Here is a 26,436-nt window from a genome sequence, read left to right as displayed (position 1 = left end):
TCCATTCGATCCGAGATGGCGGTGAACACCACGCCATGATCAAGGCTTCAAGGCGACTTCAATAGATGCAGATGGCGGGACGCTTACGGTTTGACAGCAACGCCTGACCGCCAAGATGGGCATCAAAAAATCATGTTGATGGTGGCAGGTCTCGTTCGTCACAAAGTTCGTGCGGAACACGGCTCCCTACTTGCCCAACGAGTTATCGTGCGGGAATATCATGAAATACCACCCACGGACATCTATCAGCCCCATGGGCGGCCTCATATAGCCTCGGTTTACCGGTGGCTTGCCGAGAGCACAGCCCGAAATCAGACTATCACTCAGGATATCGCCCACTGTGTGCACAACCAAGCAAATTGCCTTGTGCTGACCGAACGACGTGAGCATGCCGAGACACTGGCGACACTTCTGGACGCTGAATCCATATCGTCAGTGATATTGCGTGGAGGGATGCGCGTTAAAGAACGTCGGGCGACAGAGGCGCAATTGCATAAGATCCAGGTTATCGTTGCAACCGGTAAATACATTGGAGAAGGACTTGACTTACCACGGCTGAACACCTTGTTTCTAGCGCTACCCATCGCCTGGAAAGGAACGCTGTCGCAGTATGCAGGTAGAATTCACCGAGGTGCCGAGGGCAAGCAGGAAGTCACTATCTATGATTACCTAGATACTGGCCTGCCAATACTTGAGTGCATGTTCCGAAAACGCGAACGAAGCTACAAGGCCATGGGATATCAGTTTACCGGTTCTGAGCAAACCAGGCTACTTTAGACGTGACGAGCACAGTCAATAATTGTCTCGCACGCAACATATTCCGAGACACGCTGATCAATCTTCTGCTTTAGGCGTTGTTGTGCTTCTTGTCGTCCCATCTGCATCTCCTCTTTCTGTGTCCAACTTTGTAGCTAGCAGCTCTTTCTCTTCAACCAGATTTTTGGCGAGTTACTGCTTGAACATTTCGTCAACGTTGCTGGCAAACAGTATATCGCGCGACCAGACCTTCAGTTGGTCATGATCGGCTTGTTCGATCCGGCTCTCCACCCAGTTCGGGACTTTGCCAAACTTGAAGCTAAGTTGCGCCCGAAGTGTATCGCGAGCCTCATCAAGCCGCCCTTCAGAGCGCTCTTGTTGAGCCCAGTTCTCTAAGTTTTCTGCCAACATATCTTTATCCTCCACCAAACTGTTGAGCTGACCCAGATTGATCTCAGCCCCGAGACGCTGCAAGTGGCGCTTGAGCCAGCGGGTGATGATCCTGTCAATACGATCTTTATCGGGATTAGCCTGAATAATTGCCACGATACGATCTACGGCCTGTTGAAGGCTTCGGCGATCCTCGGAGGCCTTCTCAACGCAGAAAATTCCGCTTAGCGGCGTCTTTACCAAACCTAACTGTTCATCAGTATAGCGCGCCTCATCGATCAGATAATAGCGCAGGTGTGGCTGGTAGACCCGCAGAAAGCTCGGTGGTTCGGGGGTAATCATTTCAAAAATATCTAGCGGTGCTACCCAAGGCTTCGAACCGTTATAGAGCACCACCGGAAACACGGGCGGTAACCCTTGGCTGGGTGTAATAACCTTCTGCTTGAGCAGTTCGCTGTAAAAGCAAGCCACGTAGTGCATCAGCCGAATCGGCATGGCGCGGTCTACCGAGGACTGAAACTCCAGCAATATGTAAAGATACACTTCTTGGGTCACACCTTCCCAGCTCACATTTACCGACCACACCACATCTTCAATCTTCTCTTCAAACATAGGGGTGATGTAATAGCCGCTGTGCTGCTTCAGAGTGGTGAAGTCCATGAGGTCAGCAATCTCTGCAGGTGCGAAGCCTTCAATCAACTGTTGAACGAACTCAGGATAGCTGAATAGCTCCTTGTAGCCCGTATCATGGTACTTATGAGTAGTACCGCCCATACATGCGCGCTCCTGTTGTGGTCGTCCAGCTCTGCTACAGCCTCGGTCCGAGCATTGCTCTCACTGCGCAGAAGCCTAAAGGTCATTTATGATGTAAATATTGAATCTATCTTTGTGACATACTTTGATGTACGCAAGTGACCTTAAACTACCTAGTCAGCATTTTAGGCTCTTCGTCATTTCATGTGGATTTGGCCTGATCAAGCAGGCGGCCCACCGGGCTACCAATCAGGTAAATCATAGCAATGAAATTAGCTTCATTTCGGTAGCCCCGTGCACGTGAACGAGCCGCCTGAAACAGGCCGTTCATTCCTTCTAGTCGCGCGTTTGTCAGCCCCGAGTGCCAGCGCCTGACTACCGCTTTAGCGTGTCGCTCAAGTGTCTCCAGCGCTTTCCCCATCGGCTTCAGTAGAGGCTTCTCAGAAACTGCTGCTTTCATGATTTTTAGGTAGTTCGTGATCCGCCAACGCGCTGCCCTGGGCGTTGACGCTTTCTGGATCCAGCTTAACTTTTCCTTGATCACCCAAGCATCGGCCGTGGCGCTCTGATCGGCAACCAGCTCCTGAAGTGCCGATATCTGTTTAGGTGTGTGGTTCTCATTTTCCAGGCTCTTCAACAGTGCCCAGCGCAGCGACTTGGGGTGTTTCTGCTCGCGGCGTTCTTTCTTGCGCACCTCGTCCAGTCGCTTGGTGAAGGTCTGCACGATATGGAACCAGTCGACCGTTACCTCCGCCTTGGGAAGAGACTCGGTGACGCCACTAAGGAAAGCAGGTGACATGTCACAGACAACCTCGACCACATTGTCCACATCGCCACCATGAGCCGCCAGGAAGGCACTGAACGCCTTGATGGTGTCCTTGCCGCAGCCTGGAACAGCGAAAATCACCGGTTCCTGCTTGCGCTGCATATCGAGGAACACGGTGACGTAACGATGCCCGCGTCGGGACGCGGTTTCGTCCACGCCAACCATGGTCACATTGGACAGATCCAGCTCTCCCAGCATGCGGTTCACGTAGTGGTGCACGATGCGCCATAGTCGTTTGTCGGAAATCTCCAACTGCCGGGAGACAGCCAGCACTGGCATCTCCTTGACGAGCGACATGGCCGCCTGCTCGAACAACAGGGTAAAGTCACTGCCGGGCCGCGCCCAGGGCACCTTTATGCGTTTGACGCCATGTTCAGGACACTTTGTACGAGGGACGCGAGCATGCAAGTAACAATGGTGCTGAAAGAAGTTCAGATGTCGCCAGGTTTTGTCAGCAAAGTCGTGGGCTTGGCAGGCCTTACCGCACTCTGGACAGGGATAGAGGCTGCCACGCTCCGCCTCGACATACAGCTCCAGGCGGTGAGGCGACGCAGCGGTATCCAGGTGCTGATCCTTGAGAATCCAGGGCGCTTCCAGGCCAAGGCCGAGTGTTAAAATCTGGGTGCCGTCCATGTCGTACCTCCTGCTAATATGGAGGCAATATTCTGGCTCAGCTCAGGGGGCGAATTCCACACCCAACGACGAAGAGCCGCATTTTAAGAAATGCTCAAAACACTTACGATACAGGCATCACGGGCAGATAGTGACAAATAAGAACGTATGAAGGAGTCGAAATAAATCCGGCTCATAACCCGAAGGTCATCGGTTCAAATCCGGCCCCGCTACCAATATTTTATAAGGCAGATCAGTCACTTACTGATCTGCCTTTTTTGCGTTTGTTATCAAGCTAACTTCCTGTGACATATATGTGCCCAACACCTCATCTGAATCTCTCTGGCCAATTTTATTGTTGACCGTCAGGCGCCGATAAAATTGAGCCCATCCTCGTTGGTTTATTCAACGTTCAGTCACCCCCACCCGCCGCTTCTGACTCCTTTCTGCTTTCCTTGATATGAGTGACCAGTTGCTCAATATCATTTTATCCGTCACCGTGCTATTCCACAGATTCCAACTGTCGCACAGCCCTGGTTTTGTGCTTTAGGAGCACATCACGATGATGACCTTCTTTTTCAAGCTTCCCTTCAAGCTCGCGGTACTTTTAATTGCTGGAGTAGCCGCTGCCACCCTGTGGCATCAGGCCACGCTGTCGGTATTGGCATTAACGCGAATAGACCCCTTGCCGGAAACCCGTGCACTGGTAGAGGAAGAACGTTTTGCAGAAGCCGCCGATTATCTGGGCTTCTTCATGGCCTATGATTACGTGGGGAATTCGCCTGAGGCGCAGATACTTTATCAGCAGATTGACGAATCACGCGGCCACTGGCGTTACCAGCTCGGCAAACTGAGTGAAGGCCTGCTACGGGGAAGCAGTGACGAAACAATTGGCCAAGTTGCCAGTGTTGCTACGGACTTCATGGTGATTGGCGATATACGTGATCTGGCTAATCAGGGCGTCAACTTTGCACAGGGTGAAGAAGTCGATGAAGTGATGGTGGCCCTTGCGTCGCTAGGCGTGTTGGCAACCAGTGCCCAGGTAGCCAGTGGTGTGGGCACTGCCGCGTCAGGCGGCGCAGCGGCACCTGCCATGGTGGGCACAACGGTGGCCAAGAGCAGCCTGATCACCTTGAAGACGGCCAGACGTTTAGGCCAATTGCCCACCTGGCTGGGCAAATCAGTGGTAACGGCTGCACGTCAGGCACGCGAAACCCGACGCCTGGGGCAGCTGGAAACGCTTTTCAAAGATATCAATATACTGGCCAGCACCCGAGGCGGCATGCGGATGCTGGCCAATACCCAGGATGCGGTGGCATTGCGCCGAGCGGCACGCTTTGCAAGCACCTTTGGCCATCAGAGCGCTCCTCTGTACCGCGTGGGCGGCAAGGTGGCCATTGAGGTCGCTCAGGAAGCCGGCAGGCTGGGTAAGGACACCATCCTGCTTGCCGCCACCTTTGGCCAAAAAGGGTTGGTTGCCTTGGACAGGGTCGGCGCACTGCGCTTTACCAAGCTGATCAGCCGAGGCGGCAAGATGGTGTATAAGGGCGACGTGCTGGCCTTGATAGCAAAGCTACTATTGGCCTTGCCTGGCTGGTGGCTATACAGCGTTATTGCCTTTGCCATTTGGCTTTGGATGCCGCGCCGCTTGATGCCAACACCGTGGAAACAATACTGCTGCCATTGCAGCAACCCATAGCTTTCCCGTGGCCACATGGAACCCCACCCATTTTGAGGCAGCGGGGGCAAAAGTTATCAATCCTTGGAACGCTTGAACCCGAATGACTGCCCTTAAGCCTAGCGGCATCAGGTGATTAACGTGTTTCCACTTCCAGAGAAAGCAGGTCGGGCAGCCCTAGCGGGTCATCGGCGTAAGTGTCCAGGCGACTTTCAGCAGGCAGGGTAATACTCATGATCATTTGACTGGCACGCCCTTCAAGAAGAGTCATTCCACCCATCAATACGGCCTCTACTTCAGGCCCGAACACCACTCCGTAACCTCTCGCCTGGGTACGGGCAACCTCCAGAATCTGCTCTTCCGTCACCCCTTCAAGCGTGGCGGCCAGGGTCACAAGGCGAGTCAACAGCCCATGGTCATCCAGCGTTAATACTGCCTCTCCGCCGAGCAGGGTGGCATTATCCAATGGCTCTCTATCCGTCAGGACATCTACCGGCGTCACGCCTTCTGGCAATATAACCGGCAGTTCAACATTGAGGCTCAAGCCGAGGGCGTCACGCAAGGCTATCTGGCCATCGCCACCCAGAAGGCTCTGGCTGGCTTGCTCTTCCCAGCGGGCAAGAAAATCGGCGTCGATGCCCAGCAGGCCCTTGCCATCGGTTAATACATTGGCGACCATACGCATCTGGGTGCGTTCTTCGGGGGGTGCCAAGGCAATCATACGGTTGAGATCAAGCTCCAGAGACTCCAACTGAACGGAGGCAGCGCCGTCACTCAGATCGCCATCCAGGCTTAACAAAGCCAGGCTGGCTGCCAGCGTATCGCTTTCCATGGTCAATCGTTCCAGCGACAAGGCACCGATACTGTCGAGTTCCTCCTGCTGCAAACCTTGAACGTCTTCCACCCGAAACCGCCCAATCATCAGAGAGACATCGCCTAACTCATCGATGTTATTGCCCCGCATGGCCATATTGCTGAATTCAAGCGCACCAATAGCGCTGGCTGAGAGTGAATTTCCCTGAATATCTTCCACCGTCAGCTGCCCGGCCCCCTGCTCCAACGAAAGCTCCTGCCATACTTCATCGGCCACCTCTGAATCCAGTGATACCACCAGGCCATTCATGGCAAACTGTGTCAACTCAAAAGAAGGATCTTGCCAGGCCTTCTCAGTGATCACGGCCATTCCAGGCTCATCCAATGTCACGCTTTCAATACTCAGCAGCGGCTTGCCTGTCAGGGTGTCCTCAATCCGCATATTCTCCAGTTGTATATCATCAGGCGCGTTATAATCGCCGTTGACCACATAACGCTCCACTAGAACGCGTTCGCCATCCCGACCTTCGAATACAATATTTTCTGCTACAACTTGAGAAGCGCGTGATGATTCACTTACCTTGCCTATGCTCAGCTCGCCAGGAGCAAAAAGCTCGCCAAGATCCCCTTCCAGTCGCTCAGCACTGGCCTGCACCAAGGGTGATGCAAGTAGACAGGCCGTCACCAGAGACGTCGCAAAAGACTTAACGCAACAGGACATAACATCGCCTCGATAATGGATTGGACTTTGAGCATAGCACTGGAATATGAAGACAAGTGACTCGATAGCCTGATTTGCCATCAACAGGCCCTGGCTTTTCATTGCATTCTTTATCAGCCGTTCACATCAAACTACGACACAAAATGCCGCACCGAACCGTTATCATGGTGATGTGCTCATAACGGGAGAAAGCCATGCAGTGGGGACAGTTACTCGATATTGATGCATCCGCACGCGACGATGAACGGCAGGATCCTGAAGAGCGTCTGCTGGCTCAGATGATTACCGTCAAGATGGTGATGTTTCTGGGCAAGGACACCAACCTGGACAGCGATGAATGGCGGGGCTTATTCAGCTGGCTGGGGCTGAAAATCCCCAAAAGCGCCGATGACAGCCATCTTTACCGCGATTATGCCCCTGCCTTGAAGCGCTGGTGGCGCCAGCAAATCGGTAATCTTGACCCAGACGCCAAGGTTCAGGGCACGCTCACTCTGCTGTGTGACGAAGTGGCTGACCTGCTTCAGCTCAACCCGCTGGAAAAAAAGCTGCTGATGTTTACCTGGCTGCGTCTGCGCCATCCCATACTCAACCCGGTACTGCTCTCTGTAGAAGAGAACCGCGCCAGAAAACTGCTGGCGCTGCTCACCGGCCATGGCAGCGATGAAGTCCACCTCAGCCTGCAGGATAATGGCCGCCTGAAACGCCTGGGACTGTTGACCACCCAGAGCAACGGCCGACTGTTGCTTGATCTGGACGACGTGCTGTCAGCTGGCCCCATGCTGCGTAATCTGGCGCCTCTGGTGAACCATGACGTTCGCCTGCTTTCCTCAACCGCACTGCGTACCTTCATCACCGACAATCTGATGAGTCTGTGCCCGATTCAGGAAGCCGGGCGTTTCTCACTAACCAGCTTTGGCGCCGTCCCCCTGCGCCAGCTCGCGGTTGATTACCTGCAACAGGCGATCAACACCCAGCAGGCCGGTGCCAATATCCTGATTTATGGCCACCCGGGCGTCGGCAAGACGGAGTTGGTCAAGACTCTGGCCACCCAACTGAAAGTGCCGCTCTACGGAGTACCCGTGGTAGACAAGGGCGATGATGTCCTCACGCCCAGCAAACGTCTGCACCGTTACCAGGTAGTGCAGAAGCTGATTGACCAGCGCCCCGGCATGGTGATGTTTGATGAGATTGAGGATGTCATCAACGACGAAGACGCCCTGCCCAAAGGCTGGATGAACCAACTGCTTGAGAACAATCCCAAGCCTGGCCTGTGGATCAGCAACAGCGTCAACTGGCTGGACCCGGCCTACCTACGCCGCTTTGATCTGATCATTGAAGTCAAGGCGCAACGCGGTGAACAGGCGCGAGAACACTTCCAGCAATTGCTGCAGGCTTTGCCGGTCACCTCTCAAGGGCGCGAGCACCTTTCTCGCCAGGACTGGATGACGCCCGCTGCCGCCGAGCAGCTATGCCGTCTTGGGCAGCTATTGAACCCGCGCACCCCACAGCGCAACGAGCAACATCTTGGCACCTTGATGAACCACCGCCTGAAAGCCCTTGGCCACAGCGCTGAACGCACACAGGCCCCGCCCCGCACCGATGGCCCACAAATGCCGGAATACCGCCTGGAATGGCTCAACACCCGCCCTGGGCTGGATGGCATTGTGCAGCGCTTGACCCGTCGTCAGCGCGGCCGTCTCTGCCTGCACGGGTTACCCGGCAGTGGCAAGACGGCCCTGGCCCGCCATCTGGCTAAACGCCTGGGCCGTAAGCTAATCACCGCCCACGCCAGCAGCCTGATGGACAAGTATGTGGGAGGAACCGAAGCCAAGCTGGCGGCTTTGTTCGAGCAGGCTCGTGAACAGAATGCCGTGCTGCTGCTGGATGAGGTGGATACCCTGCTGATGCAGCGCGATAACGGTATGCAAAGCTGGGAAATCTCTCACACCAATGAGCTGCTGGTTCAGATTGAAAACTTCGCGGGCATTCTGCTGGCCACCACCAACCGCGTAGACAGCCTGGATCGCGCCGTGATGCGCCGCTTTGATCTCAAGGTCGAGTTTTTACCGCTTGCCCCAGAACCGTTGCGTGATTTGTTGAAAGCTGTCTTGCCCGAACGCGATCATGCCCGCCTGGCCACCATCCCCACCAACCATCTGGCCAGGCGCCGCGTGACGCCGGGTAATGTGCGCACGGCACTGGATCAGCTCGACCTGCGTGGCTTACCCCTGCGCCTGAATACCCTGATGGACGCCCTGACGCTGGAAGAACGTGAGCAGCACGGCCAGCGCCAGCCCATGGGGTTCTTATAGCACTAACGCCTCAACCCAGCGACCCACAAGGAGCGACCCATGGCACACCTGACACAGGATATTCTTAAGTGCCACCGCGTGGCGGTTTACGGCACCCTCAAGCAAGGGCAACGTAACCATCACTGGCTGGAAGGCGCTCGTCTGCTCGGCCAGGACAGACTCACTGCCCTGACCTTATATGACCTTGGCCCTTACCCCGGGGCCAAGGCCGTGCCCTCCAGCGGAGCCGTGGTAGAAGTCTACGCCATCAACGCTGAACAGCTTGCCCTGCTCGACCAGTTGGAAGGCTATGCCGCTGCAGCGCCCAGCGAAGGGCTCTACAACCGCGCCATCTTCCCCACCCGACACGGCGAGGCCTGGTGCTATCTGTATAACCCCGAGATCCATGAAGGGATGAAAATTGAGAAGGGTGATTGGCGACGTCCGCGACCTGGCCAATCAAGGGGTCAATCTTACTCAGGGTGAAGAGGTTGATGAGATGATGGTGGCTCTTGCTTCGCTGGGGGTGTTGGCAACCGGCGCCCAGGTAGTCAGTGGCCTGGGCGCGGCCGCTTCTGGTGGTGCTGCTGCCCCTGCCGTGGCTGGCACAACGGTAGCCAAAAGCAGCCTGATCACATTAAAGACAGCTCGGCGTTTAGGCCAACTGCCTGCCTGACTGGCTGGGTAAGCCAGTGGTGAGAGCAGCGCGACAGGCACGGGAAACCCGCCGCCTGGGGCAACTTGGCAACCTCTTCAGGGATAGCAATGTATTGGCGAACAACCGTGGCGGCACGCGGATGCTGGCCAATACACAAAATGCTGTAGAGCTGCGCCGGGCCGCACGCTTTGCAACCACCTTTCGTAGTCAGAGCGCTCCTGTGTACCGCATGGGCGGCAAGGTGGCCATTGAGGTCGCTCAGAGGGAGGGCAAGCGTGGCAAGGAGACCCTCCTGCTAGCCGCCACCTTTGGCCAGCAAGGGCTTAAAGCACTGGACAAGGTAGGCGCTCTACGCTTTAGCCAGTAATCTTCAATAAACGCCTGTCTTTTCAAGCTGTATGGCATCACCGTTACGATCAAACGCCACCATACGTGCAATGTCTCCGCTCTGTACCGCTTTCACCAGGTGAGACAGGCGGGTTTCGATCACATCATCACTGCCAGGATGATCCATGGCAGCTACCAGCGCAATGTCCCAATCCACCCCTGTCAAACGCGACTCTTCTACCAGATCGCTCATGTGGTCGATTTCGGTGGGGCATTTATCCACACACAGCACCGGCATCAAGACACCACCTTCGCCCTTGGCCACGTGCTGGCGCTGTTTATCGGTGGGCAGATCAGGTAGTTCTGCACGGGTCAAAACAAACAGTAAACACTGCGGCACCGGTTGCAGGCGAGCTTCGTGAATCAGATCATCCAGGGTTGTCAGCATAGCGGCCTCGTCAGTTTTTAAAAGTGGCGTTTGATAGGGCGTGGCTGCCTGTTGATCCAGGCAACCAGCCGTGTTTTTTACTGCATCAGGGCGCCGCCGCTGTCATCATCCAGCGCGACCCCTTCAACGCCCATCTCTGCTTCAAGCGCCAGCAGGTAGTGGCGCAGGCCGCGCCGGGTGGCCTGTTCATGCAGGCTCAGGCGAACCTTGTCGGCCACATCCTGATACGGTAGACGCTTGCCCTCTTCACGCCCGTCAATGATCACCAGATGCCAGCCATAGCGGGATGCCAAGGGCTTTTCATGCAGCCCCAGGGGCAGGTGATGCAAGGCACGATCAAGCTCCTCCACGGTTTGCCCCGGAGCAAGCCAGCCTAGCTCGCCGCCCTGCTCCCCGGATGGGCACACCGAATGGCGCTGGGCGAATTCGGTGAAGCGCTCAGGATGCTGAGCAAGGGTTTCCAGCAGGCTGACGCCCTGGTGGTACTGCTTGTCGCGGGATTCCGCATCATCCGGGGCGGCAGCCAGCAAAATATGCCGGACATTGACCCGGGTGGGGGTGCTGAAGCGTTCCGGGTGGGTGGCGTGAAAACGTTCGCAATCCTGTTCCGACGGCTCCGGTACCGCCAGTTCCCGTTCCAGCAGTTCGGCCACAGCGCTGTCTTCATCCGCGTCGTCTGCCAGAAGCCCTAGCTGCTCGGCACGCTGGCTGAGCAGTTCACGTACCACCAGCGCCCGCGCCGCCTTGAGCTGGGCACTGCCGGCACTGTCGGCGGGGTGGTACTGCATTTCGTGGGCAATCTCGCTTTCCAGGATTTCCCGCCCACCGACCTTCACCGGTGGGGGCGCGGTGGCCCCCGGTAGCTGTTCAATATCAATCATTTGCATACTGGCTTTCCTCTCTCAAGCCCTGTTTTCAAGCCCTGTTTTCAAGCACTGTTCTCAGGCCCGCTTACGAACCAGCTGATAACGGCGGGTAACGTAACCAAAGGGAACGCTCCAGACATGCACCAGGCGGGTGAACGGGAACAGCATGATGATGGTAATACCTGAGAAGATATGCACCTTGTAGATCCAGGAGACCTCGGCCATGTAGTCAGCCGCACCGCCACTGAAGAAGATGATCGACTGTGCCCAGCTGGAAAGTGTCAGCATCATGGCACCGTCAAGGTGGCCAAGTGAGAAGTAGACGGTCGCCATTCCCAGGGCAGCCTGGGAGACAATCAAGGCCAGGATGATGGTATCCATGATGTGCGATGACGCCCGTACGCGTGCGTTGAACAGACGGCGGTAGAGCAGCATTCCGCCCCCGACCAGGCAAGCAATACCCGCAGCCCCGCCCACGACAATGGCGATGATCTGCTTGGTGCCTGCATGCAGGAAAGGCGCGTAAACCCAGTGTGGCGTCAGCATGCCCACCAGGTGGCCAAAGAAAATCGTAATGATACCGATATGGAACAGGTTGCTGGCCAGGCGCATGTTCTTCGACGACAGCATCTGGCTGGAGCCGGTTTTCCAGGTGTACTGGCCGTGATCAAAGCGAATCAGGCTGCCCAGCAAAAACACCGTGCCCGCCAGGTAAGGGTAGTAGCCATAAATCAAGTGCTGCAGATATTCGCTAAACATGACAGTTCTCCTTTAGCGATCTAAGCCTTGCCCAGCGTTGTGTGGGCTGGGCATGATGGTAATGGGGTCACTGGGCACGGCGTTCTTGCGTTCGGCAAGCCGCCGCCCTTCCGCCGATTGCAGGGCACAGTCCTGATCGGATTCGGCAGAAAAGCGCACCGCTTCCTCTTCCCAGACAGCATCCAGCGCTTCGGGGGTATCGTCAGGTGCTTCTGCCTTGACCTCGTCACGGTGGTCATCAATATCCGCTTCAGCGCCAATCAGTGCCAGCAGCGCATAGGTCACCAGGGCATGCTCGGCGTCGCGCTCTTCCAGGCGAGCGGTCAGCAGCGCCAGGATGTGGCGGATTTCGCCCAGCCAGCGGGCAATTTCCGCTTCTGGCCGAGTGGACAGATACTCCAGAAACAGCGGCAGATAGTCAGGCAGTTCCCGGGCATCCAGCTCAAAACCCGCCACGCTGTACTCATTCATCAGATCGACCATGGCCTGGCCACGATCGCGAGACTCGCCGTGAACGTGCTCGAACAGCAACAGCGAGACTGACCGCCCCTTGTCGAACAGCGCCACGTACTCAGCCTGCAGGTCGAGCAGTTCCGCCTCGGCAATGCGCTGACCCCAGGCGCTCAACTTGGCGCGTAATGCCGGCTGCCAGCGTTTTTCCGCATCAATAAGCGCCACCAACTCGCTGGCGGCCTGCTGCAACTCAGCGCTGGGGTAATCCAGCAGGCGCGCCAGAACGCGCAGGCTGAGCATTTCTTCATGTGCTTCGGGCAGCCAATGTTCGGCTGCCGGGGCGGTATTACCCATGACGGGCCTCCTCGCTCTGTGCATGCGGGTCGAAGGTTTCCACTGGCTTGACCATGGTGGCGGTGGTCTTGCGGCCATTGAACAAGCTGGGCGAGCTTTCGCCATGGCAGCCATCGCCAAAGGTGAAGCCGCAGCCGCCGCGCTCAGGGAAGGCATCGGTGGCCATTTCCCGGTGGCTGGTGGGAATCACAAAGCGGTCTTCGTAATTGGCAATCGCCAGGTAGCGGTACATGTCTTCCACCTGAGCTTCGCTGAGACCTACTTCATCCAGCACCTCGGCATTGGTCTGCCCTTCCACGTGCTTGCCGCGCATATAAAGGCGCATCGCCATCAGCCGCTTGAGCGCCAGTACCACAGGGGCTTCTTCACCGGCGGTGAGCATGTTGGCCAGGTACTTCACTGGAATGCGCAGGGATTCAATCTTCGGCATCACCCCATCAAACTCGACGTTGCCTGCTTCGGCTGCCGACTGGATCGGTGACAGCGGCGGCACGTACCAGACCATCGGCAGGGTGCGGTATTCCGGGTGCAGCGGCAGGGCCAGACCCCAGTCCATTGCCAGCTTGTAGACCGGCGATTCCTGGGCCGCCTGAATGACGTTATCGGCAATACCGTCTTTTTTCGCCTGGGCGATCACCTCAGGGTCATGCGGGTCGAGGAAGATCTCACACTGACGATGGTAGAGATCCTGCTCGCTGGGGGAGCTGGCCACTTCTTCAATACGGTCTGCGTCGTACAGCAGCACACCCAGGTAGCGGATACGCCCGACACAGGTTTCCGAGCAGATAGTCGGCTGGCCGGATTCGATACGCGGATAGCAGAAAATACACTTCTCGGATTTACCGCTTTTCCAGTTGTAGTAGATCTTCTTGTAGGGGCAGCCGGAGATACACATCCGCCAGCCCCGGCACTTGTCCTGGTCGATCAGGACGATGCCGTCTTCTTCACGCTTGTAGATGGCACCACTCGGGCAGCTGGCCACACAGGTCGGGTTGAGGCAGTGCTCGCACAGGCGCGGCAGGTACATCATGAAGGTGTTTTCAAACTGGCCATAGATATCGGCCTGCACCTTCTCGAAGTTCATATCCTTACGCCGCTTGGCGAACTCTGTGCCGAGGATTTCTTCCCAGTTGGGGCCCCATTCAATCTTTTTCATGCGCTCGCCGGAGATCAGCGAACGCGGCCGCGCGGTGGGCATATGTTCGCCCTGCTTGGCGCTATGCAAATGCTCGTAATCAAAGGTGAAGGGTTCGTAGTAATCGTCCACCTCGGGCAGGTCGGGGTTGGCAAAGATATTCGCCAGCACCCGCCACTTGCCGCCGATACGCGGTTCGATCTTGCCATCGGACTTGCGCATCCAGCCGCCCTTCCATTTTTTCTGGTTTTCCCACTCCTTGGGATAACCGATGCCGGGCTTGGTCTCGACGTTGTTGAACCAGGCGTATTCGACGCCTTCACGGCTGGTCCAGACGTTCTTGCAGGTCACCGAGCAGGTGTGACAGCCGATGCACTTGTCGAGGTTGAGGACCATGCCTACTTGCGAGCGAATCTTCATTTCACGGCCTCCTGGACGTAATCGTTACCTTCACCATCGAGCCAGTCGATGTGCTTCATCTTGCGCACCAGCACGAACTCGTCACGGTTGGAGCCCACGGTGCCGTAGTAGTTGAAGCTGTAAGAGAGCTGCGCGTAGCCGCCGATCATATGGGTCGGCTTGGGGCAGACACGGGTGACCGAGTTGTGGATGCCGCCACGGGTGCCGGTAATTTCCGAACCGGGCACATTCACAATGCGCTCCTGGGCGTGGTACATCATCACCATGCCCACCTTGATGCGCTGGCTGACCACAGCGCGGGCGGCAATCGAGCCGTTGGCGTTGTAGACTTCAAGCCAGTCGTTGTCTTCTATGCCGATCTCCGCTGCATCGTCTTCCGAAAGCCATACCACAGGGCCGCCCCGGTTGAGGGTGAGCATCATCAGGTTGTCGGAGTAGGTCGAGTGAATCCCCCACTTCTGGTGCGGCGTGAGGAAGTTCAGCGCCTTGCTCTTGTAGCCGTTATCCGCTGGCAGCTGGAAGTTCTCTGCCGCCTTGGTGTTGATCGGCGGGCGGTAGACCAGCAGGCTTTCACCGAAGTCGCGCATCCAGGCGTGATCCTGGTAGAACTGCTGACGGCCACTCACCGTGCGCCATGGAATCAGCTCATGCACGTTGGTGTAACCGGCGTTGTAGGACACATGCTCATCTTCCAGGCCTGACCAGGTGGGGCTGGAGATAATCTTGCGCGGCTGAGCAACGATATCCCGGAAGCGGATTTTCTCGTCTTCCTTGGGGTGCGCCAGGTGAGCATGCTCGCGGCCGGTGATTTTTGACAGTGCTTCCCAGGCCTTGACGGCCACCTGGCCATTGGTTTCGGGTGCCAGGGTCAGTACGGTTTCGGCTGCATCAATGGCGGTTTCGATGCACGGGCGCCCTTTCGAGGAGCCTTCCAGCTTGCGATGGTTCAGCTTGCCGAGCAGCTCAACTTCGGCATCCGTGTTCCAGTTGATGCCCTTGCCGCCGTTGCCAAGCTTTTCCAGCGCCGGGCCAAGCGAGGTGAAGCGCTCATAGGTTTCCGGGTAATTGCGCTGCACTTCCAGCAGGGCTGGCATGGTCTTGCCAGGAATCGGCTCGCACTCGCCTTTTTTCCAGTCCTTGACGTCCACCTGGGCCAGCTCCCCGGGGGAGTCATGCTGCATCGGCAGCGTCACCAGGTCGGTCTCTTCACCCAGATGGCCGACACAGGCCTTGGAGAATGCCTTGGCAATACCCTTGTAAATGTCCCAGTCGCTGCGTGATTCCCAGGCGGGGTCCGTGGCCGCGGTCAGCGGGTGGATAAAGGGGTGCATATCCGAGGTATTAAGGTCGTTCTTCTCGTACCAGGTGGCGGTTGGCAGCACGACATCCGAGAACATGCAGGTGGTGGACATCCGGAAGTCCAAGGTCACCAGCAGGTCGAGCTTGCCTTCCGGCGCCTCGTCAAGCCACTTCACCTCTTCCGGCTTCTGGCCGCCGAAATCGCCCAGATCCTTGCCCTGGATACCGTGGCGGGTGCCCAGCAGGTACTTGAGCATGTACTCATGGCCCTTGCCGGAGCTGCCCAGCAGGTTCGAGCGCCAGATAAACATGTTACGCGGGAAGTTCTGGGGGTTATCCGGGTCTTCGGCCGCAAACGCCAGCTCACCTTTCTTAAGCTGCTCAACGGCGTATTCCTTGGTGCCCATACCGGCCGCCTTGGCCGCTTTGGCGATGCGCAGCGGGTTGGTACCCAGCTGGGGCGCCGATGGCAGCCAGCCCATGCGTTCAGCGCGCACGTTGTAGTCAATCAGGCTTCCGGTGTGGCGTGAGGTATCCGCCAGGGGTGAGAGGATTTCCTTGATTTCCAGCTTTTCGTAGCGCCACTGGGAGGAGTGGTTATAGAAGAAAGAGGTCGAGTTCATGTGGCGCGGTGGGCGCGTCCAGTCCAGACCAAAGGCCAGCGGCAGCCAGCCGGTCTGCGGGCGCAGCTTTTCCTGGCCAACATAGTGGGCCCAGCCGCCGCCGCTCTGGCCGATACAACCGCACATCACCAGCATGTTGATCAGGCCACGGTAGTTCATGTCCATGTGGTACCAGTGGTTCATACCGGCACCGACAATGATCATGCTGCGCCCTTGGGTCTTGTGGGCATTGTCAGCGAATTCACGACCGATACGCGCGGCCTGCTGGGCAGGTACGCCAGTGATCTTTTCCTGCCAGGCCGGGGTATATGGTTTGATCTGATCGTAGGAGGTGGCACCGTCATCTTCGCCGTCCTTGCCAAAGCCACGGTCAATCCCGTAGTTGGCACACATCAGGTCAAAGACGGTGACCGCCAGAATCTGGGTACCATCCGCCTTCTGCATCTTCTTGGCGGGCAGGCAATGGTAAAGGCGGTCGCCGCTTGCACCTTCCACATGGGCAAAATGCTCGTGCTCGATGCCGCCAAAGTAGGGGAAGGCCACCCGAGCCACTTCGTCATGGGCCTTAGCCAGGGTCAACAGCGGCTTGATTTCTGCGCCGTCGGCATCCAGCGGCTCCAGGTTCCACTTGCCCTGGTTAACTTCTTCTTCATTCCAGCGGAAACCGATCGAGCCCCGTGGCACCACCAACTGGTCGCGGTTTTCATCCCAGACGACGGTTTTCCATTCCGGGTTGTTGTCCTGGCCCATGTTGTCGGAAAAGTCCGCCGCGCGCAGCTGACGGCCCGGCACCAGAGTGCCGTCTTCGCGGGTTTCCAGTTCGACCAGAAACGGCATATCGGTGTACTGACGCACATACTCAGTAAAGTAGGCGCTGGGGTTTTCAAGGTGGAATTCCTTGAGAATCACATGCCCCATGGCCATGGCCAGGGCGGCATCGGTGCCCTGTTTGGCGGAGAGCCATTCATCGGTCAGCTTGGAGACTTCGGCGTAATCCGGCGTGATGGAGACCGTCTTGGTGCCCTTGTAGCGCACCTCGGTGAAGAAGTGGGCATCCGGCGTGCGCGTTTGCGGTACGTTGGAGCCCCAGGCAATGATATAGCCAGAGTTATACCAATCGGCGGATTCCGGCACGTCGGTCTGCTCACCCCAGGTTTGGGGGCTGGCGGGCGGCAGATCGCAGTACCAGTCGTAGAAACTCATACAGACGCCGCCAATCAAGGAGAGATAGCGGCTACCAGCGGCATAGCTGACCATCGACATGGCGGGGATCGGCGAGAAACCAATGATACGGTCCGGCCCGAACTGCTTGGCGGTGTAAACGTTGGAAGCGGCAATCAGCTCGTTGAGCTCATCCCAGTCGGCGCGCACAAAGCCGCCCATACCGCGAGCGCACTTGTACTGCTTGGTTTTTTCCGGGTCGGAAACAATGTATTCCCAAGCGTCCACCGGGTCTTTTTTCAGCGCCAGCGCTTCACGCCACAGCTTGATCAGGGTGGCGCGCACCAGCGGGTGTTTGAGACGGTTGGCGCTATACAGGTACCAGGAGTAACTGGCTCCACGCGGACAGCCACGCGGCTCATGGTTAGGCAGATCCGGGCGGGTACGTGGGTAATCCGTCTGCTGGGTTTCCCAGGTGACCAGGCCATTCTTGACGTAGATTTTCCAGCTGCACGAGCCAGTGCAGTTGACCCCGTGGGTCGAACGCACCACCTTGTCATGCTGCCAGCGGCGACGATAACTGTCTTCCCACTGACGATCTTCCTGGCGCACTTCGCCGTGGTCGTTGGCAAAGGGCTCGCGCGATTTGCGGAAAAAATTCAGCCGATCAATGAAATGACTCATGGTCGATCTCCAGGCTTTTTTATGAAAGCAATCACCTGATACACAGGTACCTTGGAGACCAATTCTGGGTGATAACGCGGGCAATTTCTGCCAGGTTACCTCCATATAACCCCCCTCTACCCCTAAGGGGATAGCTGGTCTTGCTATCTGGAGATAGACGCACGACAAAGGCTTCTGATTTGATCCAGATCAGGTAGGGTCTGTGACTGGCCGCTAGACTCCCCAGTATCAGATCAAAACACTCAGGTATTATCATGAACGCCTCTTCCCTTGCTGAACGCCTTCCCCTGCTGCGGCTGGCCTTCCGGCCGTTTTTCCTGCTGGGTGCCCTTTACAGCATCCTCGCCATGCTGGCCTGGCTGGCGTTCTGGCATGGCAACCTGTGGATTACCCCCTACGGCGGCATGCTGTGGTGGCATCAGCATGAGATGCTATTCGGCTTTGGCAGTGCCATCATTGGCGGCTTTCTGTTAACAGCAGTGCAGAACTGGACGGGGCGAGCGAGCCTGTCCGGTTGGCCTCTCCTCGGGCTGGTGGTGGTCTGGCTAGGTGGACGAGTCTTACTGGCCTACCCCGGGCCTCTCCCCTTGCTTGCCATTGCGCTGATTGACCTGGCCTTTCTGCCCCTGGTGGCCCTTGTCATGGCCCGCCTGATCATGACCGCTCGGCTATGGCGCAATCTTTTATTTGTGCCTATTTTGCTGCTGCTGACGGCGGCCAACGCGGCCATGCATCTGGGGGCCATCCAGGGAGATGGTGTGCTGATACGCAATACCAGCCACTTGAGTATTCTGCTGGTGACGCTTTTGATGGTGGTCATGGGAGGTCGGGTGATTCCTTTCTTTACCGCTCGTAAACTCGGCCTGCCCACCCCGCCCAAAGCGGCTATTGTGGAAAGGCTCAGCCTGATCAGCATGGCCCTGGTGGTCGCGCTGCAGTTGCTTGTGACTTTGAGCGGATGGCGTGCCGACACCCTAATGGCGGCATTGATGCTGGTGGCGGGCGCTGCCAACGGCTGGCGGCTGGCACACTGGCAGGGCATCCACAGCTGGCGGGAGCCGCTGTTATGGGGGTTACATCTCAGCTATGGGTTTATCGTCCTGGGGCTTGTGCTCTGGGCATGGCAGTTGGTGGCGGGGCAGCGGGTGGAAACGGCCCTGCATGCGCTGGCGATTGGCAGCATGGGCACCATGATGCTTGCCATGATGGCCCGAGTCTCTCTTGGCCATACCGGGCGGGTGATTCGCACCTTGCCGGGCATTGGGCTGGCTCTGGCAGGGCTTTTGCTGGCGGCGGCGCTGCGTTCACTCTGGCTGATGGTGTTTCCTCACACCAGCCATTGGGTGTATAGCCTGGTAATTATCCTCTGGTGCGCCAGCTATCTGGTATTTGTCATTCACTACAGCTTACCCCTGCTAACCGCGCGACCGGATGGCAAGCAGGGGTAATGACTTCAACTTCAAACAGGGTGACGCCATGGCTGACCATTATCTGTGGTCGGAGGATGTCAATCCCCAGAATAGCCTTGGATTATAGATCTGGGTAATGGTTTCGACGAGCCGGATGTTCTGAGCGTCGGGGTGCAGAGGATTCACGACGGCGATATCGTCGAGACCTCCAGTAGCACAGCTAGGTACCTGGAGAATGAGCCTGCGATTCTGGGTCAGAAAGGTGGAGCCGAGGTTTTGAGTGCATGAGGGATAGGGGAACTGATCCCACTCAACGGGCAGCTCTGAAAGTGTCACTTTGCTGATAGCGCTGGTCTCGACCTCATAGATCCCCAGCATCATACTTTTCGGCACATGCCGTGGGTTCTCAATGTAATTACCCATTTCAAGCATGACTATCGACGCTGACAGGCCAAAATACAGAACGGGCTCTCCCGGCCGATTCCAGCGCCCGCCCTCGCGATAGCTCCCGCCTTGGCCAGACAAGTCATTGAGATATTTCTGCTTGGTGATTCGATATAACTTCATTGGGTTACGCCCAGGGCCCACTAACTGAACTCCCCGAATTCAATTTTCGCGAGCACGTCACGCACCATATCGCGGCCCGCAAAGGTGTCAAACAGATCGACAGGCCTGGATCCACCCAGCGCCCGGACCTCGCTGTGCAACCACTCCTGCGCGATCTCCGGGTCTTCAAAAACCGTCGCGGCCTCAATGTACAGCTTCAGGGTGTCGAGTACTTCTTCGCTGTGCACTCTTCCCAACGACTTTCGCTTGAAGAAGCGATGCAGGTTACTCGAGTCTGTTTCCAGCAGCCTTACAAAAACATCGCGATCACTACGCAGAGCATTCACCGCCTTTTGCAGCACGCGGCCGGGCAAGCCCTCCCTGACGGCTTTGATAAAGGCCACTTGATCGGTATATACCTCACGCGGGAGCCCTAGATCAGCCAGCATGAGAGTGTCACCGCTGTTATGCTCGATGAGTTCCATCGCTACCTCCTTAATTGCTCGATTCTGCATAACGTGCTGAGAGCAGCAGCTGCAGTGAGAGACGTGTATCGCTTCACACACTCAGCATACGTCAAAATGATGGAAATAACACATCATATCGAAGCAAAAACTGAAGATAGTGAATGAAAAGTATTGAGGAAGGTGTCACTCCTTACTTCTTGACAAGAAAGTATCGTAAAATAAACCTTTGATAGCTTGTGGTACCACATGCAACTGACTCGTTTTACTGACTATTCCATCCGCGTACTTATTTTTCTCGCCGCGAAAAATGGCGAGCGCGCCACGATTAGCGAGGTGGCAGAAACCTTTTCCATCTCACGCAACCACGTGATGAAAATCGTTCAAACGCTCAATCAGAAAGGTTACATCGCCGCTACACGCGGTAAAAACGGGGGGTTGAGCCTGGCAAGCCCACCCAGTGCCATCTCGGTGGGCGCCCTAGTTCGGGATACGGAGGAAATGTCACTGGTCGAATGCTTTCGGAAAGACAACGCCTGTGTGATTACCCCAGCCTGTCGTTTGAAACCTATCCTTCATGAAGCGCTGGATGCCTTTCTGGCAGTGCTCGATAACTACACCCTGGCGGATCTGATGGAGAATCGCACATCTCGGTTGGCTCAGTTGTTGAATATCCCGACAACCGCGCTCTAGAAACGCTCGACCTCAGGCTCAACAAATAACCAGAGCAGCAGCCACACAATGGCCACTGGAAGCAGCAGGCTCCAGGCGGCAATCCGCCAACTGTAGGCAAGGGTGACGGTGGGCACCAGCCACCAGGAGAGACCACCGCCAGCCAGAACGGCCCCGTGAACACCCATCACAACGCCCGACCAACACTGGGGCGCCCAGGCACGAATATGGGCAACACCCGCACTGATAATGCCTCCGGTCAGCCCTAGCCCCACGCCTATCAAACAAAACTCCCAGCGCTGCTGCGCCATGCCCAACCACGCCAACATCCCCCCTTGAAGCAATAGCAGGCTTAACATGATGCGGCAGGCATTCAAACGCAGGCTTAGCCAGTAGATGGGCAACACCAATACCCCACCCAACACCAGTGGCAACATGAAATAAAGCCTTGGCAACCCCGCTGGGGCAGCACTCCCTGAGGCGCCTAACGCCAACATGGCGAAGAGCACCCAGCCAGCAACGACGGCCGCACAGCCCAGAGGCACCAGCACCAGGCTGACCAGCAGGTGATAACGCCCCTTCTCGTCGCCGGAGCATTGCGAACGTAATGACACAGCCGACATGACGGCCTCACAGGGTTGAAATATCCCTGTCTATTGTCTGAAGCTTGGTGAGGCGGGTCAAAAGGGGAAAGGAGGTAAGTAAACCGGGATTGACTACCCACAAATTTCTACCCCCAAAGAAGTACAAAGTATACTACATTAAGATAGAATCTTTTTTTAACCACTATTAATCATTAAGCGATTCAGAGCCTCTTGATACGTGTAGCGGCTGCCATATACGTCAACAGAGCTATTTTTTAGGAGCGGTATGAAAGTCCTGAGACATTCACTGGTTGCCCGCATTGTGGCCTTTCTGTTGGTTATCAGTGGCATTTCGATGGCCAGCATCGGTTTAACCATGCTGATTGCCCAAAGTAGCCAGGGGGATGCCACCGCCATCAACCTTGCAGGCTCCCTACGCTGGAACGCCTCACAGATCAAGGAGGCCTTAAGCAACCCTAGCGAGACGCCTTCTCAGCTACTTGAACAAAAGGTAGAGGCTCTGAGTGAGTTACTTTCAACTCGACTGGAAAGCCTTAACGACTCGCATAAAGAAGGTTATACCCACAACGATAAGGTCATAAATGAGCTAAACCAACTCAACAATGACTGGCATGAACAGCACCGCCCCGCTTTGCAAAACACTCTCGCAAGTGATATTTCAGCAATGGATGCTATAAACCGCCAGCTGGATGGCTTTATCGCCGATATTGACCACTTTGTATCGCTGCTTGAAGCCAGCACCGAAGCCAAGCTGCGTCTTATTAGCACCATGCAGGTACTGTTTCTGACCCTGATTGGCCTGCTGCTGCTGATTGCCTTTTATGATATTCGCCACAACCTGATCACGCCTTTGCGCCAGCTGATGGTACTCAGCCGTGAAGCCGGGCGGCGCAACTTCCACTATCGCACTCACTTTCGCAGCCACGATGAACTCGGCCAACTCGGGCGCACCTTTGACCAGATGGCATCGGAATTAAACGAGAGCTACCAGGCCCTTGAGGCACGGGTATCTCACAAGAAGGCCGAACTTGAGCGCCAGAACCGTGCCCTCCAGGTCATTCATGATGGCAGCCGCATGCTTTACGGGGGAGGAAATGACCTTTGCTCCAGCGCTACGCCCATGCTGCGAGAACTTGAAAAGGTACTGGATATCGGCCCTGTCAGGCTTTCGCTGCATAACGAACACGATGCCAGTGATATGGAAATCCTGTCCACTCACTCACTTCACAGGCCGCGCTACTGCCGTAACCTTGAATGCTTTGCCTGCCTGGAAAATGCTCACGAGCCACATGCCGATAACCATGAAGTGACTAACTGCCTGGCCACTGACAGCACTGTGCAGGATGGCCCCAACCGTCTGGTGCTGCCGCTCAACGTGGGCCACGGGATTCTGGGCTATCTGACCGTTAACTATGTCTCGCCTCCTGATGCCTCTACCCGGCAGTTGCTCAACACCCTGGCCGACCACCTGGCAACCGCGATTTATCTGCAACAGCGTATCGAAGAACAACAGCAACTTTCGCTGATCAAGGAACGCACCATTATTGCCCGGGAGCTGCATGATTCCCTGGCGCAATCGCTGTCTTATCTGAAAATGCAGGTCGCCAGGCTGGAAAGAATGCAGGCCAAAGGTATGCCTGCTGAACAGCAAAACGGGGTCATGAAGGATCTGCGTGAAGGCTTGAACAGCGCCTACCGCCAGCTACGTGAGCTGCTCAGCACCTTCCGACTGTCCCTCGACAAGCCAGGGCTTCAGCCCGCTCTGCAGCAAACGGTTGACGAGTTCAGCGCACGGCTGGCTTTTCCTGTCGAGCTGACCTATCAAGTACCGCCGCATCTATTGAGCGCCAATGAAGAAGTACACCTGCTGCAGATTGCCCGCGAATCTCTGGCCAACGTTCTCAAGCACGCCAACGCCCGTTGGGCCAGGGTCAGTCTGACATTTCGGCAGGCCACCCTGCATCTGGACATTGAGGATGATGGTATCGGCCTTGCCGATGACCGCTCGCCGCCCATGCACTACGGCCTGGTGATCATGCGTGACCGGGCCCGCAACATTAATGCAGACCTGACATTCAAAAACCGTCCTGAAGGCGGTACCGGGGTACACCTGACCTTTACCCCACAAACTGACCGACTGATTCACGAAGGGAGCTCATAAGTATGGCCACTGCGACCCACGATGATCGACCCGCGACCATCATGGTAATTGATGATCATCCGTTACTGCGCCGGGGCGTTCGCCAGCTGCTGGAAATAGAGGACGACCTTGATCTGGTGTTTGATACCGGTTCCCCCGCAGAAGGCATCGAACAGGCCACCGCCCTTGAGCCTGACATGTTGCTGCTGGATCTCAACATGCCGGAAATGGATGGACTGACCACCCTGAAAAACCTGCGTGATGCCGGTTACACCGGACGAATTATCATGTATACGGTGTCCGATCAGGAAAATGACGTGGTGGATGCGCTACGCGGTGGCGCCGACGGCTACCTGCTCAAGGATATGGAGCCCGAGGACATGGTGCATCAGCTGCGCCAGGCCGCCAAAGGGCGCATGGCCATCAGTGAAAACCTCACCGCCCTGCTGGCTGAAGCCTTACGCAACCACCGCGCGGCCCCCGCAACCCCGTCTGCGGATGTACTCACCCAGCGGGAAAAGGAAATCCTGCGCGAGCTTGCCGCGGGCATGTCCAACAAGCTGATTGCCCGTAAACTGGATATCACCGAAGGAACCGTCAAGGTTCACGTCAAACATCTGCTCAAGAAGTTGCACTTGCGCTCCCGGGTAGAAGCCGCCGTCTGGGCTGTCCAGGAAGGTTTTAACTGAGTTATTCCCCGATTCTGTGTAGATACCCCCAAAGACTTGGGGGTCTTTAATTGCTTGCAATAACACCCGCCAACAATATATAAAAACCAATAAAATCATACACCTAATCAAAAACCCCCTATACCCCTCAAGTGGTAGATGAGGCTTTCCGGTACCTTTTCGCCCCCATTTCGCCAACATTAACCAAGGCGTATCTTTCTTGATATTCCAGCACGACGCTGTGTTTTGGTCCAAGGGGGAGGTACACCATGAGTAAAAAAAATGCCGATATAGAACGTTGGGAAATTGAAGACCCCACGTTTTGGGAACAGGAAGGCAAACGCATTGCCAATCGCAATCTGTGGATTTCCATTCCCAGCCTATTGATGGGGTTCGCCGTCTGGTTGATGTGGGGGATGATCACCACCCAGATGCAGAATCTCGGCTTTCCGTTCAGCGTTGATCAGCTGTTTACCCTTACAGCCATTGCCGGCCTTTCCGGGGCAACCCTGCGGATTCCTGCCTCTTTCATGATTCGGATCGCGGGCGGGCGCAACACCATTTTTCTGACCACGGCACTGCTGATGGTTCCGGCTCTGGGCACCGGTATTGCATTGATGAACCCGTCTACGCCCTTCTGGATGTTCCAGGCGCTGGCGCTGCTTTCCGGCATTGGTGGCGGCAACTTCGCCAATTCAATGAGCAATATCTCCAGCTTTTTCCCCAAGAAGCAGCAGGGCTATGCGCTGGGCATGAACGCCGGGCTTGGCAACTTCGGCGTCACCACCATGCAGATCCTGATTCCGCTGGTGATGACGGTGGGCATCTTTGGTGCCCTCGGCGGCGACCCCATGGAACTGCAAAAAGCCAGCGGCACCCTGATTGGCCGGATTGAAGCAGGCACCGATACCTGGATTCAGAACGCAGGCTTTATCTGGCTGGTCTTTCTGATTCCGCTGGCCTTTGCTGGCTGGTTTGGAATGAACAATATTCGTGCCATCACGCCCAACCCAGGGTCTCCTCTGCAGGCGTTTGGCAAGATCCTCGGGCTTTATGCTGTCGGCTTTCTGGCTGCCATTATCGGTGTCGTTGCCCTTGGCTGGCTTAATATGTGGGTCGCCCTGCCGATGACCATCCTCCTGACACTGCTGATGTTGCGCATGATTCCCGGTGATATCAAGCCCAACATCCAGAAGCAGTTCGCCATCTTCTCCAACAAGCACACCTGGGCGATGACAGTGCTCTACATCGCCACCTTTGGCTCCTTTATCGGTTTCTCAGCGGCCCTGCCGCTCTCCATCAGCGTGATTTTCGGCAACATGATGGAGGTTGCCGCCGACGGCACCATCACCCGTGTGGCCAACCCGAACGCGCCCAGCGCCCTGACCTGGGCCTGGATGGGGCCATTTGTCGGTGCCCTTATTCGCCCGCTGGGCGGCTGGATCTCCGACAAATTGGGCGGTGCCATCGTGACACAGGCAATTTCAGTGGTCATGGTCGTGGCCTCCGCCGCCGTGGGCTATGTGATGATGCTGGCCTACAACGCCACCGACCCGAACCAGTATTTCTGGATGTTCCTGTTGCTGTTCATCGTCCTGTTCGCCGCCAGCGGTATCGGTAACGGTTCCACCTTCCGCAGCATTGGTTTCATTTTTGACCTCCAGCAGAAAGGCCCTGTGCTTGGCTGGACATCGGCCGTCGCCGCTTACGGTGCCTTTATCGCGCCCCGGGTGATGGGTGAGCAGATCAAGGCGGGCACTCCAGAGATGGCCATGTATGGCTTTGCGGTCTTCTATGCCCTCTGCCTGATCGTCAACTGGTGGTTCTACCTGCGCAAAAACGCCTACGTCAAGAACCCTTGATGCGCCGCCGCCCTGACACCTCAGGGCGGCCCCTGATCTGTGG

Annotated in this window: 23 protein-coding genes; 11 read left to right on the top strand and 12 right to left on the bottom strand. The window is 56.5% G+C overall.

Features of this window, described 5'->3' with window-relative positions:
• Positions 1–90 precede the first annotated feature (90 nt).
• Positions 91–777, top strand: a complete 687-nt coding sequence (locus tag OR573_04070; protein XGA80840.1) for a helicase-related protein — start codon at positions 91–93, stop codon at positions 775–777.
• Positions 778–948: 171 nt separating this feature from the next.
• Here the strand turns inward: OR573_04070 and OR573_04065 are convergent, their stop codons facing one another.
• Together OR573_04065 and OR573_04060 are read right to left on the bottom strand one after the other, a co-directional pair.
• A complete protein-coding gene (locus OR573_04065; GenBank protein ID XGA80839.1) occupies positions 949–1,920 on the bottom strand; it encodes an Rpn family recombination-promoting nuclease/putative transposase in 972 nt (323 codons plus the stop codon).
• A gap of 181 nt (positions 1,921–2,101) precedes the next feature.
• Positions 2,102–3,358 carry an ISL3 family transposase gene (locus OR573_04060; protein ID XGA80838.1) on the bottom strand — a complete coding sequence of 419 codons (1,257 nt, stop codon included), beginning with the start codon at positions 3,356–3,358 and terminating at the stop codon, positions 2,102–2,104.
• 541 nt (positions 3,359–3,899) lie between these two features.
• On the opposite strand from OR573_04060, the gene OR573_04055 reads away from it, so the two are divergent.
• Positions 3,900–5,036 carry a hypothetical protein gene (locus tag OR573_04055; protein ID XGA80837.1) on the top strand — a complete coding sequence of 379 codons (1,137 nt, stop codon included), beginning with the start codon at positions 3,900–3,902 and terminating at the stop codon, positions 5,034–5,036.
• A gap of 115 nt (positions 5,037–5,151) precedes the next feature.
• Here the strand turns inward: OR573_04055 and OR573_04050 are convergent, their stop codons facing one another.
• On the bottom strand, positions 5,152–6,549 hold the full coding sequence (locus OR573_04050) for a hypothetical protein (GenBank protein XGA80836.1): 1,398 nt from the start codon (positions 6,547–6,549) through the stop codon (positions 5,152–5,154).
• Positions 6,550–6,743: 194 nt separating this feature from the next.
• Here OR573_04050 and OR573_04045 point away from each other — a divergent pair, with 194 nt between their 5' ends.
• From OR573_04045 to OR573_04030, 4 genes are read left to right on the top strand one after another with little or no spacing between them, the layout of a single operon-like run.
• Entirely contained in the window at positions 6,744–8,861 is a 2,118-nt protein-coding gene (locus OR573_04045) for an ATP-binding protein (GenBank protein XGA80835.1), read from the top strand.
• Between the two features lie 39 nt (positions 8,862–8,900).
• Positions 8,901–9,326 carry a gamma-glutamylcyclotransferase gene (locus OR573_04040; protein XGA80834.1) on the top strand — a complete coding sequence of 142 codons (426 nt, stop codon included), beginning with the start codon at positions 8,901–8,903 and terminating at the stop codon, positions 9,324–9,326.
• On the top strand, positions 9,262–9,516 hold the full coding sequence (locus OR573_04035; protein ID XGA81786.1) for a hypothetical protein: 255 nt from the start codon (positions 9,262–9,264) through the stop codon (positions 9,514–9,516). Before OR573_04040 ends, OR573_04035 begins: the two co-directional genes overlap by 65 nt.
• A gap of 19 nt (positions 9,517–9,535) precedes the next feature.
• Positions 9,536–9,865 carry a hypothetical protein gene (locus OR573_04030; GenBank protein XGA80833.1) on the top strand — a complete coding sequence of 110 codons (330 nt, stop codon included), beginning with the start codon at positions 9,536–9,538 and terminating at the stop codon, positions 9,863–9,865.
• 3 nt (positions 9,866–9,868) lie between these two features.
• Here OR573_04030 and OR573_04025 read toward each other — a convergent pair whose 3' ends face one another.
• The 6 genes from OR573_04025 to OR573_04000 all read right to left on the bottom strand — a co-directional run bounded on the left by OR573_04025 (position 9,869) and on the right by OR573_04000 (position 18,027).
• Positions 9,869–10,273 carry a ribonucleotide reductase subunit alpha gene (locus tag OR573_04025; protein XGA80832.1) on the bottom strand — a complete coding sequence of 135 codons (405 nt, stop codon included), beginning with the start codon at positions 10,271–10,273 and terminating at the stop codon, positions 9,869–9,871.
• 77 nt (positions 10,274–10,350) lie between these two features.
• Positions 10,351–11,160, bottom strand: coding sequence for a peptidylprolyl isomerase (locus OR573_04020; protein ID XGA80831.1), 810 nt, complete (start codon positions 11,158–11,160; stop codon positions 10,351–10,353).
• A 54-nt stretch (positions 11,161–11,214) separates the two neighbouring features.
• Positions 11,215–11,898, bottom strand: a complete 684-nt coding sequence (gene narI, locus OR573_04015; GenBank protein XGA80830.1) for a respiratory nitrate reductase subunit gamma — start codon at positions 11,896–11,898, stop codon at positions 11,215–11,217.
• Between the two features lie 12 nt (positions 11,899–11,910).
• Positions 11,911–12,705, bottom strand: coding sequence for a nitrate reductase molybdenum cofactor assembly chaperone (gene narJ / locus OR573_04010; GenBank protein ID XGA80829.1), 795 nt, complete (start codon positions 12,703–12,705; stop codon positions 11,911–11,913).
• The gene (gene narH / locus OR573_04005; GenBank protein ID XGA80828.1) at positions 12,698–14,260 is read right to left on the bottom strand and encodes a nitrate reductase subunit beta; all 1,563 of its coding nucleotides are present in this window, start codon (positions 14,258–14,260) and stop codon (positions 12,698–12,700) included. The genes narJ and narH overlap by 8 nt, the downstream gene beginning before the upstream one ends.
• Entirely contained in the window at positions 14,257–18,027 is a 3,771-nt protein-coding gene (locus OR573_04000; GenBank protein ID XGA80827.1) for a nitrate reductase subunit alpha, read from the bottom strand. Before OR573_04000 ends, narH begins: the two co-directional genes overlap by 4 nt.
• Positions 18,028–18,281: 254 nt before the next feature.
• Here OR573_04000 and OR573_03995 point away from each other — a divergent pair, with 254 nt between their 5' ends.
• Positions 18,282–19,475: an NnrS family protein gene (locus tag OR573_03995; protein ID XGA80826.1), complete on the top strand. Its 1,194-nt coding sequence runs from the start codon at positions 18,282–18,284 to the stop codon at positions 19,473–19,475.
• A 39-nt stretch (positions 19,476–19,514) separates the two neighbouring features.
• Here the strand turns inward: OR573_03995 and OR573_03990 are convergent, their stop codons facing one another.
• Together OR573_03990 and OR573_03985 are read right to left on the bottom strand one after the other, a co-directional pair.
• Positions 19,515–20,003 carry an RES family NAD+ phosphorylase gene (locus OR573_03990; protein ID XGA80825.1) on the bottom strand — a complete coding sequence of 163 codons (489 nt, stop codon included), beginning with the start codon at positions 20,001–20,003 and terminating at the stop codon, positions 19,515–19,517.
• A gap of 20 nt (positions 20,004–20,023) precedes the next feature.
• Positions 20,024–20,467: a DUF2384 domain-containing protein gene (locus OR573_03985; GenBank protein XGA80824.1), complete on the bottom strand. Its 444-nt coding sequence runs from the start codon at positions 20,465–20,467 to the stop codon at positions 20,024–20,026.
• Between the two features lie 228 nt (positions 20,468–20,695).
• Between OR573_03985 and OR573_03980 the strand changes: the two genes are divergently transcribed.
• On the top strand, positions 20,696–21,139 hold the full coding sequence (locus tag OR573_03980) for an Rrf2 family transcriptional regulator (protein XGA80823.1): 444 nt from the start codon (positions 20,696–20,698) through the stop codon (positions 21,137–21,139).
• Here the strand turns inward: OR573_03980 and OR573_03975 are convergent.
• Positions 21,136–21,741, bottom strand: coding sequence for a hypothetical protein (locus OR573_03975; GenBank protein XGA80822.1), 606 nt, complete (start codon positions 21,739–21,741; stop codon positions 21,136–21,138). The genes OR573_03980 and OR573_03975 overlap by 4 nt on opposite strands.
• A gap of 247 nt (positions 21,742–21,988) precedes the next feature.
• On the opposite strand from OR573_03975, the gene OR573_03970 reads away from it, so the two are divergent.
• The 3 genes from OR573_03970 (at position 21,989) to OR573_03960 (ending at position 26,393) form a co-directional block, all read left to right on the top strand.
• Entirely contained in the window at positions 21,989–23,884 is a 1,896-nt protein-coding gene (locus OR573_03970) for a histidine kinase (GenBank protein ID XGA80821.1), read from the top strand.
• 2 nt (positions 23,885–23,886) lie between these two features.
• Positions 23,887–24,552 carry a two-component system response regulator NarL gene (narL, locus tag OR573_03965; protein ID XGA80820.1) on the top strand — a complete coding sequence of 222 codons (666 nt, stop codon included), beginning with the start codon at positions 23,887–23,889 and terminating at the stop codon, positions 24,550–24,552.
• Between the two features lie 248 nt (positions 24,553–24,800).
• Positions 24,801–26,393: an antiporter gene (locus OR573_03960; GenBank protein ID XGA80819.1), complete on the top strand. Its 1,593-nt coding sequence runs from the start codon at positions 24,801–24,803 to the stop codon at positions 26,391–26,393.
• Positions 26,394–26,436 lie beyond the last annotated feature (43 nt).

It is taken from the genome of Halomonas sp. CH40 (genome assembly GCA_041875495.1).
Classification (GTDB): domain Bacteria; phylum Pseudomonadota; class Gammaproteobacteria; order Pseudomonadales; family Halomonadaceae; genus Vreelandella.
This window is presented reverse-complemented; position numbering and strand designations above follow the sequence as displayed.

What these genes read in the sequence shown, in the direction of transcription:
- OR573_03985 (XGA80824.1), bottom strand. Translation starts at nt 20,467, where the DNA reads ATGGAACTCATCGAGCATAACAGCGGTGACACTCTCATGCTGGCTGAT.
- OR573_04065 (XGA80839.1), bottom strand. Translation starts at nt 1,920, where the DNA reads ATGGGCGGTACTACTCATAAGTACCATGATACGGGCTACAAGGAGCTA.
- OR573_03990 (XGA80825.1), bottom strand. Translation starts at nt 20,003, where the DNA reads ATGAAGTTATATCGAATCACCAAGCAGAAATATCTCAATGACTTGTCT.
- OR573_03995 (XGA80826.1), top strand. Translation starts at nt 18,282, where the DNA reads ATGAACGCCTCTTCCCTTGCTGAACGCCTTCCCCTGCTGCGGCTGGCC.
- OR573_04025 (XGA80832.1), bottom strand. Translation starts at nt 10,273, where the DNA reads ATGCTGACAACCCTGGATGATCTGATTCACGAAGCTCGCCTGCAACCG.
- OR573_04020 (XGA80831.1), bottom strand. Translation starts at nt 11,160, where the DNA reads ATGCAAATGATTGATATTGAACAGCTACCGGGGGCCACCGCGCCCCCA.
- narL (XGA80820.1), top strand. Translation starts at nt 23,887, where the DNA reads ATGGCCACTGCGACCCACGATGATCGACCCGCGACCATCATGGTAATT.
- narJ (XGA80829.1), bottom strand. Translation starts at nt 12,705, where the DNA reads ATGGGTAATACCGCCCCGGCAGCCGAACATTGGCTGCCCGAAGCACAT.
- OR573_03975 (XGA80822.1), bottom strand. Translation starts at nt 21,741, where the DNA reads ATGTCGGCTGTGTCATTACGTTCGCAATGCTCCGGCGACGAGAAGGGG.
- OR573_04000 (XGA80827.1), bottom strand. Translation starts at nt 18,027, where the DNA reads ATGAGTCATTTCATTGATCGGCTGAATTTTTTCCGCAAATCGCGCGAG.
- OR573_04050 (XGA80836.1), bottom strand. Translation starts at nt 6,549, where the DNA reads ATGTCCTGTTGCGTTAAGTCTTTTGCGACGTCTCTGGTGACGGCCTGT.
- OR573_04055 (XGA80837.1), top strand. Translation starts at nt 3,900, where the DNA reads ATGATGACCTTCTTTTTCAAGCTTCCCTTCAAGCTCGCGGTACTTTTA.
- OR573_03980 (XGA80823.1), top strand. Translation starts at nt 20,696, where the DNA reads ATGCAACTGACTCGTTTTACTGACTATTCCATCCGCGTACTTATTTTT.
- OR573_03960 (XGA80819.1), top strand. Translation starts at nt 24,801, where the DNA reads ATGAGTAAAAAAAATGCCGATATAGAACGTTGGGAAATTGAAGACCCC.
- OR573_04045 (XGA80835.1), top strand. Translation starts at nt 6,744, where the DNA reads ATGCAGTGGGGACAGTTACTCGATATTGATGCATCCGCACGCGACGAT.
- narH (XGA80828.1), bottom strand. Translation starts at nt 14,260, where the DNA reads ATGAAGATTCGCTCGCAAGTAGGCATGGTCCTCAACCTCGACAAGTGC.
- OR573_04060 (XGA80838.1), bottom strand. Translation starts at nt 3,358, where the DNA reads ATGGACGGCACCCAGATTTTAACACTCGGCCTTGGCCTGGAAGCGCCC.
- OR573_03970 (XGA80821.1), top strand. Translation starts at nt 21,989, where the DNA reads ATGAAAGTCCTGAGACATTCACTGGTTGCCCGCATTGTGGCCTTTCTG.
- OR573_04040 (XGA80834.1), top strand. Translation starts at nt 8,901, where the DNA reads ATGGCACACCTGACACAGGATATTCTTAAGTGCCACCGCGTGGCGGTT.
- narI (XGA80830.1), bottom strand. Translation starts at nt 11,898, where the DNA reads ATGTTTAGCGAATATCTGCAGCACTTGATTTATGGCTACTACCCTTAC.